The 16,970-nt window shown below is 33.5% G+C and carries 13 protein-coding genes; 2 read left to right on the top strand and 11 right to left on the bottom strand.

Translation table 11 applies throughout. The annotated features are described in order from the left end of the window. Window positions 1-138: 138 nt before the first annotated feature. From mdh to OLM53_RS13580, 6 genes are all read right to left on the bottom strand, one after another. The gene (gene mdh / locus OLM53_RS13605; RefSeq protein ID WP_264520767.1) at window positions 139-1,074 is read right to left on the bottom strand and encodes a malate dehydrogenase; all 936 of its coding nucleotides are present in this window, start codon (window positions 1,072-1,074) and stop codon (window positions 139-141) included. 90 nt (window positions 1,075-1,164) lie between these two features. Continuing rightward, a complete protein-coding gene (gene gyrB, locus OLM53_RS13600) occupies window positions 1,165-3,105 on the bottom strand; it encodes a DNA topoisomerase (ATP-hydrolyzing) subunit B (protein WP_264520766.1) in 1,941 nt (646 codons plus the stop codon). A 232-nt stretch (window positions 3,106-3,337) separates the two neighbouring features. Continuing rightward, window positions 3,338-5,011, bottom strand: a complete 1,674-nt coding sequence (gene asnB, locus OLM53_RS13595) for an asparagine synthase B (protein ID WP_264520765.1) — start codon at window positions 5,009-5,011, stop codon at window positions 3,338-3,340. Window positions 5,012-5,167: 156 nt separating this feature from the next. Then, a complete protein-coding gene (locus tag OLM53_RS13590; protein WP_264520764.1) occupies window positions 5,168-5,617 on the bottom strand; it encodes a hypothetical protein in 450 nt (149 codons plus the stop codon). Window positions 5,618-5,682: 65 nt separating this feature from the next. Beyond that, on the bottom strand, window positions 5,683-7,422 hold the full coding sequence (locus OLM53_RS13585) for a TonB-dependent receptor (RefSeq protein ID WP_264520763.1): 1,740 nt from the start codon (window positions 7,420-7,422) through the stop codon (window positions 5,683-5,685). Between the two features lie 19 nt (window positions 7,423-7,441). Next, window positions 7,442-10,456, bottom strand: a complete 3,015-nt coding sequence (locus tag OLM53_RS13580) for a tetratricopeptide repeat protein (protein WP_264520762.1) — start codon at window positions 10,454-10,456, stop codon at window positions 7,442-7,444. A gap of 162 nt (window positions 10,457-10,618) precedes the next feature. Here OLM53_RS13580 and OLM53_RS13575 point away from each other — a divergent pair, with 162 nt between their 5' ends. Continuing rightward, on the top strand, window positions 10,619-11,302 hold the full coding sequence (locus OLM53_RS13575; protein WP_264520761.1) for a cell division ATP-binding protein FtsE: 684 nt from the start codon (window positions 10,619-10,621) through the stop codon (window positions 11,300-11,302). Here the strand turns inward: OLM53_RS13575 and OLM53_RS13570 are convergent. From OLM53_RS13570 to OLM53_RS13560, 3 genes are read right to left on the bottom strand one after another with little or no spacing between them, the layout of a single operon-like run. After that, window positions 11,271-12,536 carry an ArnT family glycosyltransferase gene (locus OLM53_RS13570; protein WP_264520760.1) on the bottom strand — a complete coding sequence of 422 codons (1,266 nt, stop codon included), beginning with the start codon at window positions 12,534-12,536 and terminating at the stop codon, window positions 11,271-11,273. The two genes, OLM53_RS13575 and OLM53_RS13570, sit on opposite strands and share 32 nt — an antisense overlap. Further along, the gene (locus OLM53_RS13565; protein ID WP_264520759.1) at window positions 12,536-13,363 is read right to left on the bottom strand and encodes a 2OG-Fe(II) oxygenase; all 828 of its coding nucleotides are present in this window, start codon (window positions 13,361-13,363) and stop codon (window positions 12,536-12,538) included. Before OLM53_RS13565 ends, OLM53_RS13570 begins: the two co-directional genes overlap by 1 nt. Further along, entirely contained in the window at window positions 13,350-14,486 is a 1,137-nt protein-coding gene (locus OLM53_RS13560; RefSeq protein ID WP_264520758.1) for a hypothetical protein, read from the bottom strand. The genes OLM53_RS13565 and OLM53_RS13560 overlap by 14 nt, the downstream gene beginning before the upstream one ends. A 62-nt stretch (window positions 14,487-14,548) precedes the next feature. On the opposite strand from OLM53_RS13560, the gene OLM53_RS13555 reads away from it, so the two are divergent. Beyond that, window positions 14,549-15,475: a glycosyltransferase family 2 protein gene (locus OLM53_RS13555; RefSeq protein WP_264520757.1), complete on the top strand. Its 927-nt coding sequence runs from the start codon at window positions 14,549-14,551 to the stop codon at window positions 15,473-15,475. Here the strand turns inward: OLM53_RS13555 and OLM53_RS13550 are convergent. After that, complete coding sequence (locus OLM53_RS13550) at window positions 15,452-15,865, bottom strand: sugar 3,4-ketoisomerase (protein ID WP_264520756.1); 414 nt, start codon at window positions 15,863-15,865, stop codon at window positions 15,452-15,454. The genes OLM53_RS13555 and OLM53_RS13550 overlap by 24 nt on opposite strands. Beyond that, window positions 15,862-16,938: a glycosyltransferase gene (locus OLM53_RS13545; protein WP_264520755.1), complete on the bottom strand. Its 1,077-nt coding sequence runs from the start codon at window positions 16,936-16,938 to the stop codon at window positions 15,862-15,864. Before OLM53_RS13545 ends, OLM53_RS13550 begins: the two co-directional genes overlap by 4 nt. Window positions 16,939-16,970 lie beyond the last annotated feature (32 nt).

Genomic DNA, 16,970 nt, shown 5'->3' with positions numbered 1-16,970 from the left:
GTTTATGCCTATAAACTGAACCGTTTATACGGTTAATTTTTATATCCCTATAGACGGGCGTTAGTAGTGGCTTAAAAACAAAAAAAGATTGCACTTTGCAGTACAATCTCTTTTTATAATTTAGGTGGTAAATATCCCTTAACCTAATATCGATTTCAAATCACCATTCATCGCTCTTACTGCATCAGCACTCTTAGCAAATTTGGCTTTTTCTTCATCATTTAAAGTAATATCAACAATCTTCTCTACACCGTTTCTACCAATGATACATGGCACTCCGATACAAATATCACTCTGTCCATATTCTCCTTCTAGATATACTGAACAAGGAATCATTTTCTTTTGGTCATTCAAAATAGCATCTACTAAATAAGAAACAGAAGCTCCTGGAGCATACCAAGCAGAAGTTCCTAATAACCCCGTCAATGTAGCGCCTCCCACCATAGTATCTGCGGAAACTTTTTCTAATTCGGCTGTCGATAAAAATTCAGAAACTGGCACTCCATTATAAGAAGCTAATCTTGTTAACGGAATCATAGTAGTATCTCCGTGACCTCCAATTACCATTCCTTGAATGTCATTCGCAGGTTTGTCTAAAGCAAGTGACAAGTAGGTTTTGAATCGAGAACTATCTAAAGTTCCTCCCATTCCGATAACTCTATTTTTTGGTAATCCTAAAGATTTAAAAGTCAAATAAGTCATAGTATCCATTGGGTTAGAGACTATAACAAAAATTGCCTTAGGAGAATGTTGCAATAAGCTTTCTGCAACCGACTTCACAATACCAGCGTTGATTCCAATTAATTCTTCACGAGTCATTCCTGGCTTTCTAGGAATTCCGGATGTAATAACTACAACATCGCTTCCTGCTGTTTTTGCATAATCATTTGTACTTCCAGTAACTTTAGTATTAAACCCTAAAGTAGTTTGTGTTTGGGTAATGTCTAAAGCTTTTCCTTCTGCAAAACCTTCTCTAATATCTACCAACACAATTTCGCTGGCAATTCTTCTGTAAGCAATAGCATCAGCACAAGTGGCACCAACGTTTCCTGCTCCTACAATCGTAACTTTCATTGATTTTATTTTAAATTATAAATTTTGAATTTTAAATTGAACATTAAATTTTGAATCATTTAAAATTTATAATTCAAAATTTAAAATAATCTATGCATCTATCTTAGCATACACTGCATTCTTCTCTATAAACTCTCTTCTTGGTGGCACTTCATCTCCCATCAACATAGAGAATACTCTATCGGCTTCCGCTAAACTATCGATAGTTACACGACGTAAAGTTCTAAAGTTTGGATCCATGGTAGTTTCCCATAATTGCTCAGCATTCATTTCCCCTAGACCTTTGTAACGTTGAATCGCTGCACTTCCTCCCATTCTCTCATTAGCTGAATCACGTTGATCATCATTCCAAGCGTATTCTTTTTTGTTTCCTTTTTTAACTAAATATAAAGGTGGTGCTGCAATATAAACGTGTCCGCCTTCAATCAGTTCTTTCATAAATCGGAAGAAGAACGTTAATATTAAGGTAGAAATGTGACTACCGTCGACGTCGGCATCACACATGATGATTACTTTATGATAACGCAGCTTTTCTAAGTTCAAGGCTTTAGAATCTTCATCCGTACCAATGGTAACCCCTAGTGCGGTGAATATATTTCGAATCTCTTCGTTTTCAAATACCTTGTGATGCATGGCTTTTTCCACATTCAGAATCTTACCTCTCAAAGGCAAAATCGCTTGAAAGTTTCTATCACGACCTTGCTTAGCAGTTCCACCCGCCGAATCTCCCTCTACAAGATACACTTCGCATTTTGCTGGATCTTGTTCTGAACAATCAGACAATTTTCCTGGTAAACCTCCACCGCCTAAAACGGTTTTACGTTGTACCATTTCACGTGCTTTTTTAGCTGCATGACGTGCTTGAGCTGCTAGAATAACTTTCTGAACAATGATTTTAGCATCATTTGGATTTTCTTCCAAATAGTTTTCTAACATTTCAGCCACTGCTTGAGATACTGGAGAAACTACTTCTCTGTTACCCAATTTGGTTTTAGTTTGTCCTTCAAATTGAGGCTCTGAAACTTTTACTGAAATGATAGCGGTTAATCCTTCACGGAAGTCATCCCCTGAAATCTCAAATTTCAATTTATCTAAAAGTCCAGAAGCATCAGCATATTTTTTCAAGGTACGGGTTAATCCCATACGGAAACCTTGCAAATGCGTTCCTCCTTCGTGAGTATTGATATTATTTACATAAGAGAAAATGTTTTCAGAATAGCTAGTGTTATAAACCAATGCTACTTCAACAGGAACTTCCCCTTTTTCATTTTCCATGCCAATTACATGCGAAATGATAGCTTCTCTACCTTTATCTAAAAACCGAACAAATTCTTTTAATCCTTCTTTGGAATGAAAAACTTCTGAATTGAATTCCCCTTTATCATTTACATCTCTTCTATCCGTAAGTGTTATTGTGATTCCTTTGTTCAAGAAAGACAACTCACGCATACGTCCAGCAAGGGTATCGTAGGAGTATTCTATAGTTTGTGTAAAGATACTTTTATCAGGATGGAAAGTAACCATGGTTCCGCGTTTGGTTGTTTCGCCAATTTGCTTTACAGGATACATTGCTTTTCCTTTTTCGTATTCTTGCTCGTACACTTTTCCTTCTCTGAAAACAGTAGCTCTCAAATGATCAGAAAGTGCATTTACGCAGGAAACTCCAACTCCGTGAAGACCTCCAGAAACTTTATAGGAATCTTTATCAAACTTTCCTCCTGCACCAATTTTGGTCATTACCACCTCAAGAGCTGACACACCTTCTTTTTTGTGCATGTCAACAGGAATTCCACGTCCGTTATCTTCAACGGTAACCGAATTATCTTCGTTTATAATAACACCGATAGTGTCACAATGTCCAGCTAAAGCCTCATCGATAGAGTTATCTACCACTTCATAAACCAAGTGATGCAAACCTCTAACTCCAGTATCTCCAATATACATGGAAGGGCGCATTCTTACGTGCTCCATTCCTTCTAATGCCTGAATACTATCGGCCGAATAACTGTTCTTTTTAATCTCGTCGCTCATATTATTTTATCGTAAAAAATCTAATTTTGTCTAACGAGCAAATATATAAAAACGCATAGGATTTCCTATTCAAAATTGGCTTTAAAACCTTTAAGTTATTAACATTTTTGGCATGATTTCAACAAAAAAACGCTCAACAAAAATGCCGAGCGTTTTTAACAAACAAACTAAACTTCAATCTAAACTCAATACTTTACCATTGAGTTTCTTTTTAAAGCGAATACTATCGCTTTTATGCTTTTACATAGGCATCATCGTGCACATTTGCGACAGCTCTACCAGAAGGATCATTCATGTTTTTAAAGGCCGCATCCCATTCTAATGCAATTTTGGTACTACATGCTACACTTGCTTCTTGGGGAACACATAAAGCTGCTGCATCACTTGGGAAATGTTCGTTAAAAATAGAACGGTAATAATATTCTTCTTTTGATGTTGGTGTTTGCAACGGAAACTTATATTTAGCATTTGCTAATTGGTCATCCGAAATTTCTTTGGCTACCATTTCTTTCAAAGTATCAATCCAACTGTATCCTACTCCATCACTAAATTGTTCTTTTTGTCTCCAAGCAACACTGGCTGGCAACATATCTTCAAAAGCTTTCCTTAACACCCATTTTTCCATTCTTTCCCCATTAATCATTTTGTCTTGTGGGTTGATTCGCATAGCCACATCCATAAATTCTTTATCCAAAAATGGCACACGTCCTTCGATTCCCCAAGCAGCTAAACTTTTGTTGGCACGTAAGCAATCGTACATGTGTAATTTGCTTAATTTACGAACGGTTTCTTCATGAAATTCTTTAGCATTTGGTGCTTTATGGAAATACAAATAGCCACCAAACAATTCATCTGAACCTTCGCCTGAAAGTACCATTTTAATTCCCATTGACTTGATGACCCTTGCCATCAAATACATTGGCGTTGAGGCACGAACAGTCGTCACATCGTAAGTTTCCAAATTATAAATCACATCTCGAACAGCATCTAATCCTTCTTGAATGGTGAATTTTATTTCGTGGTGAATGGTTCCTAAATGATCGGCTACTACTTGCGCTGCTGCTAAATCAGGCGAACCTTCTAAACCTACGGCAAACGAGTGTAATTGTGGATACCAAGCATCAACAGTATCACCAGATTCGATACGTTTTTGAGCATATTTTTTGGCGACTGCCGAAGTAATAGAAGAATCCAATCCTCCTGATAATAACACTCCATAAGGCACATCACTCATCAATTGACGGTGAACAGCTGCTTCTAATGCTTTCTTAATTTCTTCAATGCTAGTTGCATTTTCTTTTACGGCATCGTAGTCTGTCCATTCTCTTTTGTACCATTGCACAAATTCGCCGTCTTTGCTTGATAAATAATGTCCAGGAGGGAATAATTGTATTTTAGTACAATATCCTTCTAAAGCTTTTAATTCTGATGCCACATAAAAGGTTCCGTTTTGATCCCAACCAATGTATAATGGAATAATTCCCATGTGGTCACGAGCTACAAAATATTCATCTTTCTTCACATCATAAATCGCAAATCCGAATATTCCATTCATTTCATCAATGAAGTGAACGCCTTTTTCTTGATAAAGTGCTAAAATAACTTCGCAGTCACTTTCCGTTTGGAATTGGTATTTCCCATCAAATTGTTTTCGTAACTCTCTGTGATTATATATTTCACCATTGGCCGCTAAAACCAATTTTTTATCTTGACTAAACAAAGGTTGTTTACCCGAAGCAGGATCAACAATAGCCAAACGTTCGTGAGCTAATATTGCTTTCTCATCGCTGTAAATTCCGCTCCAATCTGGACCACGGTGACGGATAATTTTTGACATTTCCAACACTTTTGGTCTTAATACTTCTGCTTTTTGTTTTAAATCAAAGGCACATACAATTCCGCACATATTCTTTTATTTTATTTTGATGGGGCAAAGATGGTATAATAGTTATAAATGAAAAACATAATTAACTATTTAATTATAAATTATAACTAAAAAACAAAATACTATTAACTTATGAAAGTTAAAAAATAGAAAAATGTAACTTTGAGTTAGAATTTGTTATAAAACACTTTCAATAGTATACCACTTCCCATTCATATCAAATGAAAAGTCGACTTGGTTCCCCATTAATTTGCTTCCGAGAGGTGATTGTGGTGAAAGTGCAAAAATAGTTTTATTGTCAATAGTTATTTTTGGCAAAGCCACACTTATAAAAAGCAACATACCATTGGCTTGAACTAAACTTCCCAAAGCTACTTTTTTATGAATTTGCGAAGCATCAATTTTATCAAGAATACTTTTTTGTTCTAGTATTTCTTTGAGCTTGTGATTGAGTTTTTCTTGTTCGATATGCATCATTGACAAAGCTGTCTCATGTTTATCTCCAGCTGAACCTTTGGCATCATTTTGTGCATCAATAGTTAAACCAGCAATCATATCTTGAAAAACATCAATTCTGTCTTGAACGAGCTCTTTGTAGCGATGAAGGATTTGTTGTTTGAATGTCATAGTTGGAAATAAAAAATCCTGTAAAGCAAATATACTTAACAGGATTCCTTTTGATTTAATTTCTATTAAAAATCAAATTTATAATTCGCTCCAATTAAAACTTGTATTGTTTGCACAGGATAATTTGACCATCTTTCATATCCTTGATTCGCTAAATTATTTCCTTTTAAGAAGAAGGATAAACGCTCACTATATTTGTATCCAACATGAGCATTCAAATCGAAATAGCTTTTAAGTGTGATGTTTTCATCTGGAGGAAAAGGAAGCGAAACAGTAGCTTGCCTGAAGAGGTCTTTTCTTTCTCCTACGAAGAACAAACTAGTTCCAGCATACCATTTTGGAGTAATGGTTACATCTAGGGTTGACGCTAATTTTATGGCTGGCAAATTCCAAGCTTCTTTTTCAACATCAGTGGTGAAACTACTAAAAGTTCCGTTGATACCGAAAGAAACGTTTTTAGAAAAATCAGCTTTTAATTCTCCGAAGAAACTTAACGTTTTTACTTTATCATATACCACATCAAAAGAATTGGCAAATGTATAACCATCCGTATTCGTATTAAATTGATCATAGATATTGCTTTTGAATAAGGCCTTCCCTTCTTCATTTTTGTATGAACCACGGATATTATAACTTACGCTACTAGCAAGTTTTCCTTTTAATCCCGCATAGATATCGTATTTTTGATCGGTTGGCCCTATACCAATTGTTGGAGATACAAAGAAATTTTCCTGAACAAAATCATGAAAAGAATTTTGATGCAAAGCACCTTCTAAACCAGCGTAGAAAACCATTAAATCTCCAACGATTTTATAGGAACCCGTAACCTGTGGATAAATAAAGAACTTGCTTTGTCCAGCTTCTTGTGCAGCACTATAGAAAAATCCAACACCAGCATTTATGGTTAAATCTCCTTTGTGAATTTTTACGCTTGGCTGAAAACCAACATTAGTAAAACCATATTTAAAAGAACTTCCACCATTGTATGTTTTATCAAAAGAACCATTGATATAATCCAACACAAAATCGGCTTTAATTTTTTGTTCTACAATATCAAATTCTAAAGATGGTTTGGCAACAAATCGATTTTCGGCTGAGCCAAATGCATCCCAAAACCGACTGAATTTCAAAGTACTTTCTTTAAGAAAACTATCACTTAAGCCTAATCTTCCTCCAACATACAATGTATGATACGTTTGTTGTTCGTTGATTGTTGCAATGGTGGCGTCAGTAAAAAGTCCGGGGTGAATTCCATACCAATTATATACTTGGTGTTGGTAGCCTAGATCAGCATTCCAACTCATGGCTTTAGTTCTACTCCCGTAAGTTAAATCTAAGGCTGTATTGAAGAATTTATCATCTAACGGCAAGTCTTTTATTCCTCCTTGTGAAGAATTGTGACGTAACATTCCACCAAAATAATCCGTATTACTAATACTTTGCGTAATGAAAAGCTCAGCACTAATGGTTCCAAAATTTCCTGCTCCTAAAGTTAAATAGTTGCTGAATATTTTTTCTTCGGCACTTTTGTCAACATTAGCTGCTTTTCCTTTTGAAGGTGTAAATGTAGACGCTACTGGAAAGGAAAAAATATTATATTTTATATTCTCTTTCTTCGAAGTGTCATCATCGTCCAACGTTGGAGTTTCCTTAACTTTAAAAGCATCTGAAATAGTTGGCGTGTAGGGTTTTACCACATTCACCACTTCGGTTCCGATATTGTCGTCTTTCTTTTGTGCAAATGAAAATTGGATTGCAAAAAGAAAAGCTATTATTGTTATTTTATGTTGAAAATTGATTTTCATAAATTTCATTTATTTGGGCTTATTCAGTTAATGATGAATTCGTTTTGGCTGCTTCACCTTTTATTATTTTGAGTTGCGCTTGTGCTTCTGCAATTACATCATCAAATTCTTTGAAGTTTTTAATTACACTGTCTAAAATGGAAGTAGCACTAAAATTGTCTTTCATTTGGTAATAATTATTAGCCATAACAATCAACCCTTTGGCACCAAAATATTTATACCCCGAATAATCTTTAGCTAATTTTTGAACTGTTTTATTCGAATCTTCAAATTTGCCATCTTTGTTTTTGAAATAAGCATCATAATATAAAGCTTCTGCCGCTACTTCACCTTTAGCTATGGTTAACAATTTAGCGTAAGCTGTTCTTGCTTTGGGTTCATCATTAGCCTTAATAGCAGAACGAGCCACGATAATTTGAGCATCACTTTTTATTTTGTTGTCAGTTTTTGGGTTTGCTAATACCTTATCAGCATAAACCACTGCATTAGGATAATCCTTTTGATCATAATACGCTCTCATCAAATTGGCTTGAGCAAAAGTTACGTTTTGAGGAAAATCAGCTTCTGTTTCTAAACGTTGTAATACTGGAACGGCTTTGGTATAATCGTCTTTTTTCAAATGAATTTCTGCTAAACGTGCTAAAGACTGCTCTGTGAATTCGTTTCTTGGTTTACTGATAACAAATTCATAATTGGGAATAGCAGTTACTTCTTTTCCATCAGCAAATAAAGATTGTGCTAAATAGAAATTAGCTTTCAAAGCGTGAATTCCGTTGGGAAACTGAGAAACATAGCTTGTCAAACTAGTTATGGCTTGCTTGGTATTGTTTTGCAAATATTGTTTTTCAGCTGATTCATATGTATCATTATCTAAATCAGCATCTGAAACTTCTACAAAATCTAATGTTTTAACCCAAGCAGCATATTCATTTACTTTTCCATTATCCATGTAAATCAAACGAGCTGTTGAAACCGCTTCCAAAGCTTCTGGAGTTCTAGGGTAATCGGAAGCTACCTTTTTAAATTTGGCAATAGCCAATTCATCTTTTTGGGAATTATAATACACTAACCCTTGACGTAAAATCGCTTTTGAAGCAAATGAACCATTTTTAAATTCGCTTAATAATTGGTCATACGTTTTAATGGCTAAATCTGTTTTGTTTTCGGTAACATAAGTATTTCCTAACTCGAATAATGCATCATCTCGATATTGTGAGGTTTTGAATTTTGCAAGAAACGAATTGAAATCCTCTATTTTCTTATCGTTTTTGCTAACAAAACCATAGCTTAATGCTTTTTGAAAGGCGGCATAATCGGCATCAATCCCTTTCATTTCTATCGCTTTATTGTAAGCATCCATTGCTGGCCAATATTTAGAAGAAACAAATCGGCTATCTCCAAGTCTTAAGTAAGCATCGTTTAAACGTACTTTGTCATCTTTATTCCCATCTACAAAACTTTGGAAATAATTACCTGCTTGGTCATACTCTTTTTGTTTGAAATAGGCATACGCAATATTGTAATTGATATTCTTATATTCAGGAGTTGTTTTGGCTTCCGCCGAATCTGCAAATTGTTTGAAGCTTACTAATGCATCATTAAAATTATCTAAAACATACTCGGTTTCTCCTTTCCAAAAAGTAGCACGAGCCGTGATTTTTGCATTTTTTTGATTGGCGATAGATTTCTTAAACATGCTCAATGCCTCTGCATAAGTACCATCAGTAAACAATTCGATTCCTCTGTAGAACAATACTTTTTGGTACGCTTCTCTGTTTTCAGGAGTGTTATTTTTTTCCAATAAAGTCAAAGCTGCTTTATAATTTTTTGAAGTGATGTACGAATTAATCAGCAATCCTTCGATTTCATTTTTGCTTGACGAATTTGGATATTTAGCTAAAAACGCAGACAAAACATCAGGAACCGATTGATACGAGTTTCCTATTTCGTAACTCAATTTTGCATAATTTAAATTAGCATCTTCTTGAATTTTTAAATCAAAATCCATTTCAGAAGCACTTTTAAAAGCGTTTAAGGCTTGTTGTTTTTTATCGGTTTTGAAATAACATTCTCCCAAATGATAATAAGCGTTTTGCGCTACCGAGTCTTTACCATCAATGATTTTATTAAACTGTGCAATAGCATTTTCGTAGTCTTTTTGCTGGTAATAAGTGTACCCTAATTGATAAAAATCGGTGTTACTCCATTTTCCTTTTTTGCCTTTGTATTCTTTTAGATAAGGCAATGCTTTATCGTATTGTTGCAAATTGAAGTAGCTTTCTCCGATGATTTTATTCAATTCTGATTTTTCAGAAGCATTTGATTTAGGCATAGCCGAAACTCCAGCATCAATAGCTTTTTGGAAATCACCCGATTTGAATGCCATATCTGCTTTGAAATATGATAATTTCTCTGAGTATTTTTCCTCGGTTTCTACTTGTTTGAAATACTTGTTAGCTTCTTTATAATTATCCCCTTCATAAGCCATAAAACCTAAGTAATAATTGGCTTGCACTCCATATTCCTTTGAATTAATCACTTTGTTGAAATAACTAGCCGCTTCTTTTTTGTCTCCTGCCGTAAAGTATGCATATCCTTTTTGGAAGGTAAATTTTTCTGTTTGCTCATACGTTAAAGCGTTTTCATCTACTTTATTAAAATACTCTAAAGCTTGCGGAAACTTACCTTGCTCAAAATAATATTGAGCCACTTCAATATAGGCTTGATTTTGTTTGGAACTTGTTGGATAATCCGAAATGAATTTTTCGATTAACTCATCAGCATTATTCTGATTCAAATGAATAGCGCAAATACCAACATAGTAGGCACAATCCGCTTGAACATCCTGATTGTTGTTTTCGTGTTTTACTTTTTCAAAAAGAATTTGTGCCGATTGGTACTGTTTGTCTTTAAACAATGAAATAGCGTTGTCAAATTCCGACAAGTTACTCGTATAAATAGCCGACTGCTGTGCTGAAACCTGATTTATCCCTGCTATAGAAAGCAGAAAAAATAACATTAAAAATTTACGCATGTTTTTTATTTTTTCTATCCCAAAAATAGTGTCCTATTACCTATAACGTAAAAACTACAGCTTTTATTATAAACATTCTTTTAAACAATTTTTATTATGGGATTTAGAATTTGGAAATTGGAATTTATATTTACTATTTTTACCCAATAAATGGAATTACTCATGTCAGAAACTATTTTATCTCTAAAAAACGCAACTATTTATCAAGAAAATAGAGTGATTTTATCACAAATAAATCTTGAAGTTAAAGAAGGTGAATTTCTATACATCATTGGGAAAACAGGAACTGGAAAAAGTAGTTTTATGAAGACCCTTTATGGTGATTTGCAATTAACCACTGGAACTGGAAACATTGTGGGTTACGATTTAGTCGGTTTAAAAGAAAATGACATTCCGTTTTTGAGAAGAAAATTAGGGATTGTTTTTCAAGATTTTCAATTATTGCCTGACCGAAGTGTCAATGAGAACATGCTATTTGTCTTAAAAGCAACGGGCTGGACAGACAAAACCGAAATGCAAACTAAAATCGATGAAGTGTTGAATAGTGTTGGTATGAAAGGTCTGACTAACAAAATGCCTCATCAACTATCGGGTGGTGAACAACAAAGAGTGGCTATTGCTAGAGCTTTGCTAAACGACCCTGAATTAATCCTTGCTGATGAACCGACAGGAAACCTTGATCCACAAACTAGTGCGGAAGTATTAGCTGTTTTGAAAAAAATCAATGAAAATGGAAAAACGGTGATTATGGCTACCCACGATTATGCTGTAATTATGAAATTCCCAGCGAAAACTTTGAAATGCGAAGACAATACTATTTTTGAAGTGGTTCAAAAAACGGTTTAAGTTGTTTTCTTTCTGATAAAAATTTTGCCAAAAGCACTATCATAAAAGGAAAAGTCACTAGGTGAAATCTATCGCCTTGACCACAAGATATTCCCGAAAGCAAAATGATATAAGTAATAAAAAAGGCCATAAAAAAGTATACTCTTTCCTTTCTGTAATTATTAAATAAAAAGTAAGCTGATAACAGAAGGGCTACTAAAGTAAAAAGTCGGTTTTGCCATTTAGTGATAGCAAATAATACGTTTTTTGACACATCAAAGAAACTTTGATTTACTCTTCTTAGATTTTTACATTCATAAAGACAACTGTTACCACTCTTAGTATTCTCTATAACATCTGAGAAATATGCCTTTAACAAATTGATTTTATTAAACTGCAATTGCTTTTTAAAATCCTCAGCCGCAATTATTTTTTGATTTTTAGATTCATTACTAAAAATATAATCTGCTCTTGGGTTATTTATTTGACTGTATTCTTTGCCATACTTGATACACATAGCCTTACTTCCAATATAGCCATAATAAGTCGGGGCATCAATATAACTAACTGTAAAATCTCCGAATTGGTATTTCATTCCGGCACACTGAATAAAGACCAAAAACAAACTACCATACAAAAACCAACTTGCTTTTGATTTGTAATTTTTGAAAATAATTTTGATAAAACAAACCACGAAAACAATTGCCAAAAACTTAGAACCTGGTTTAATTAGCATACTTAAAACGAATACGCTTAACGCTAAAGAAAGCCATAAAAAACGGTGTTTCTCATAATATTTTAGCAAAAAGTAAAAGGCCAAAACAAACATAAAAATATAAATCGTCTCAGTCAACAAATGAAAAACATGTGCTGTATTGCCCACTGTAAAGAAATATAGCAACGAGAAAAGAAAAGCATTTTTTGGCTTGATCGTTTTTTTTAAAATGTCAAACAGCAATAATGAAGTGGCTAGCCAACAAACCAGATTAACATAAAAACCGAAGGTAAAAATACTTTCATCAGAACCTCCAAATAGATAAGGAATTCCAGAAATTGCCGCCATTAAAATAGGCCGATAGTTATGACCTCTGTAAAAAACATATAAGTTTTTGGCCGACTCTTGATAGTTGAAAGAATCAGAATGCATCACGCCTTGACTACTCATTTGGGTCATAAAATCAAAGAGAGAAATCCAAAGCAACCCAATTAGTATTAGGAGAAAATGAAATTTATATTTTACAAAAAATGATGGCATTAATTCTCTTTTTTCTTGTAAACGTGTGGATTTTCTTTGATGCCTTTTTTGAAAATTTTACGCAAACACATTCTTAAAAAAGTGTCGGTTCTCAAAATTAAATCAGATAATTTATTTTCAGGTCTACCACGAAATGAAGTCACATGAAAGCTATCTGAAGCCAATAAAGGAGAATCAGAAAAATAATAATTAGAAACACAACGTCGATACCCTTCAAAAACTACTGGTGAAACCGAATGCAACGAATTATTATGGGTCTCCATAATCGCCAAACGATTGAATTTACTATGAATTGTGATGGGCTTCTGATCTAATCCATTAGGCCAAAGTTCTAAGTTACCACCGTATTCTTCTTTCCAATTGGGTGTCACATAGTACAATAAATTCAGCACACGCCATAAATTGCGGTCTTTGTCATGAGAATTGTCTAAATGGGGATTGAGAAATTGTTTGCTTCCCATTAAGGAAATACCTCCAGCATATAAATATTCATCAGGAATAGGATGCTTAACATTGCAAATTTCACCTATAACCGCAACCACTCTTTTGTCTTGAAACGCATAAATAATTTCTTCAAGTAACGGATTGTACAAATCCATTTGAGCGGCTATATACTTGTTTTCACGGATGCTTTTTTTTAAGACCATTTGATTCGGTTCTGGAAATACTTTTGCAATATTTTCTGCAATTTCATCTGGCAACAAATCATCTAACCACAAATGTCCTATACCATTTTGAGAAGCAGAAAACCGTTGTTTTAATTGTTCTTTTTCTGAAGAAATTTTTTCAAAAATTAAGGTGGCTAATGAAACTCTATCCCATGTCATAGTCTATGATTTTAGCTATTTGTTTTGCATTATTTATATCGTTCAGCACTTTGGAGAAAGCCTGATTTCTATTATCTACATCTTGAAAAGGTTGATTTCTTAGTGTTTTTATTTTCGCAATGAATTCTTCTTTTGAATGGGCAAGTTCACAAAATTTAAGCACTTGTTCATCATCAACCATATTGGAATTAACCAAACAAAATCTACTCTTAAAAAGCGAATTGATAACTTTCAGTTTTGTCCCCGATTTTTGAAAAGACAACATTACATTGATATGAGCATTCTTGAATAAATCGTCTAATTGAGAATCATTTTTAAGTTCAACAAACTCAATATTTGGTAAATTTTTAGTTCTCTTTTCAACCATTTTTTTTCCATTAGAGGAAGCTATTATCAATTTGTAATCACCAATCTGTTTAAAAACTTTTATTAAAAACTTAGCGGCATTCTTATTGTCAGCCAATCTTAAATCGCCATGATAAAAAGCATAATTTCCATATTCAGAAAGTGGCGCCACCTGTTCATTGCCATGAAAAACCGGAACATAACTTACCTTATCTGTAATCGTTTTTGCAAAGTCGTTCTCATAAGTGGAAAGCGTAAAAACATGATCGAAGTTGGCTATATTTTTCTGATAATCAATATACTTTTGAGCGGCATAATGATAAGCTATCTTTTTAAAATAATTGGTTTCATTCTGGCTCATTCCAGCATAAAAATTAGACTCAATATTATGGAGTCGCAAGTATTTTTTATTATCTAATTTAATCTTTTGAAGAATCATAGTCGTATGTAATCCTTCAAAAAAAATAGGCGCATCGACTTTTGCTAAATTCTCGATTAATTCATTGCGAAAACGGCAAACCACCGGGAAAGGATATTGAGAAAAAAGAAAAAATGGATTTTTGTTTTTCTTATATAAGTAAACCTTTTCAGTGATGGCTTTTAATTCATTTGAAACGACATCCCTATCCTCATAAAAACAATGCAAATGAATAGTAAAACCAATAGCATGCAAAGCTTTAACTTTATAAAAAACATCAATAGCTCCACCAAAATCTGGCGGAAACGGATTGTCAAAGCTGATGATGTGAAGCGGTTTTGTTTGCATTATAATAGACAAAAATAGCATTTTAAAAAGAAGTAAATGCGTCTTTTGAGTATATTTGAATTCAAAATTGACTTATGCCATTTTTTTCGATAATTATTCCAGTTTTCAACAAAGAACCATTTGTTAAAAAAACATTGAAAAGTGTTTTAAACCAATCTTTTACTGATTTTGAAATTATTATTGTCAATGATGGTTCAACGGATGAAAGCGAAGCTAAAATTTTGTCTTATAACGATCCTAGAATTCATTATTTTTCAAAATTAAATGAAGGAGTAGCTATCGCAAGAAATTTTGGGATTGAAAAAGCACAAGGAGAATTCATCTGCTTTTTAGATGCCGATGATTTTTGGCATCCCACTTTTTTGTCCACCATGCATTCTTATATTCAAAAGCTACCAGAACAAAAAGTATTTGCTACCGCTATTGAAATTGAAACCAATAAAAAAAGTATTACTGCTCAATATTCCATTCCCAAAATATCCTATTTTGAAATTGTGAATTTCTTTGATGCCAGCCAAAAAGAATGTGTGTTATGGACATCAAGTATTGCAATACACAAAAGTGTCTTGAGGACTGTGGGAAATTTTGACCCGATAATTAAAAAATGTGAAGATACAGAGTTATGGATTCGTATTGGACTTAACTATCCTATCGTATTTATTTGGGAAATTTTGGCAAAATATGTGTATGATGAAAGTAGTATTTCTAGGCAATGGAATTACTTTTTTGAACCTTATACTTTCAATAAATACGCTTTATTAGAAAAGCAAAATCCCAAATTAAAACAATACATCGATTTGAATCGGTTTGCCGCGGTGATAAAGTGTAAACTCTTAAGTAATTACAAATTAGCTGAAGAAATTTATTCAACCATAGACTTGAAAAGTCTACCTTGGAAAAAAAGAATACTACTTAAAATGCCAGCAATTATATTGAAAATACTTATCCAATTTCAAAAATTCACAACCAATATTGGCTTAGGAAATTCGGTTTTTAGATAGTTTATAATCTGTATAATCTCTAATGTAATCGGCTTCTTCAAAAATACCTGAAGCCAAGACTAAGCAAACAGAACCTGAAGAAAAATTATGCAACTCGCGCCAAATCCCATTAACGATAAGTAGGCCAACATTTGGTTTGTTAAGCGTTACTGTTTTTTCTTCACTTCCGTCATTTAAAATCACATCAAAACTTCCGCTCAACGCTACTAAAAACTCTTGTTGATTTTTATGTGAGTGCCCACCACGTCTACCTCCACTAGGAATATCATATAAATAATAAACCCTTTTCATTTCGAATGGTATAGCATTGTCCTCAATAACAGAAAGATTACCACGAGTATCGTGTACCTTTTTAATATCAATAACTTGGACGTCGTGGATGGTTGTCATTTTGCTTCTAATAAATTTTTCCAATGTCGGGCAATGGTTGTCAAAGATAAGTGTTCTACGCTTTTTTGAGCATTATTTTTGCAAATCCTATACAAATTTTCATCAAAAATCAAATTATGAATGGCTTCTGACAACGCTTTTTCATCATAATTTTGAACCAATAATCCATTATAGTTATTTTGAATAATTTCTTTTGGCCCTGTTTCGCAATCTACTGATATTACTGGAATACCAGCTGCTAATGATTCAACAACACTCATAGGAAACCCTTCGAATCGACTGGTTAAAATAGTATATTTAGCATGTTGAATGTAGGGCGTAATATTATTTTGGAAAGGCAACATTGTAACAAAACCCTCTAACTGTAATTCTTTGATTTTTGCAATAATAAAATCCTTGCTTGAACCTTCTCCAATGAGCAACAAGTGAATTCCTGTTTCATACACTTTTGACTGAGAAAAAGCAGTTAATAATAGAGTGAAGTTTTTAATTTCTTCTTCTAATCGACCAAAAAATAGAATATAGTTTTCAGGAGTATTACTAGGTTTTGGGGCAAGACTTTCTGGAAAAATAATCGGATTATAAATAGTTGTTGTATTTTTAAAATTGAATTTTTGGCAAATTTTATCTTCAATAGCTTTAGAAACACAAACTAATTTAGTGGCCTTTTTATATAAATAGTTAGCTCCTTTAGAAAAATACATATCCAATTTAGCACTGTGCACCATAAAATAGGTTCTTCTTTTACCATAAATCCATTTGGTAAAGACTTCTCTAATGAAAACAGGTCTTGAACGATTATCAATTACAACTTGAATATCATTTTCAAAAAGATAATTGGCAATATATTTTCCTTTTTTTACAGCTCTAAAAAATCCTTTTTCATTAGCAAATAATTTTCCTAAGTTGACCAAAGTACCTTGATATTCAAAATCAATTTCATCCGAAATAATGATATGATGTATTTCATAGCCTAAATCGTGCAACATAAAACTCAACAAACCTGCAAAACGCTCTGCACCACCAACACCAAGTGATGCGGAAACTATAGCTATTTTGTTGTTGTTTTTCATTTCTTACTTATATTGCAGTTCTATTTGCCAAA

The organism is Flavobacterium sp. N1994 (assembly GCF_025947145.1).
In the GTDB taxonomy this organism is placed as follows: Bacteria; Bacteroidota; Bacteroidia; order Flavobacteriales; family Flavobacteriaceae; genus Flavobacterium.
This window is presented reverse-complemented; position numbering and strand designations above follow the sequence as displayed.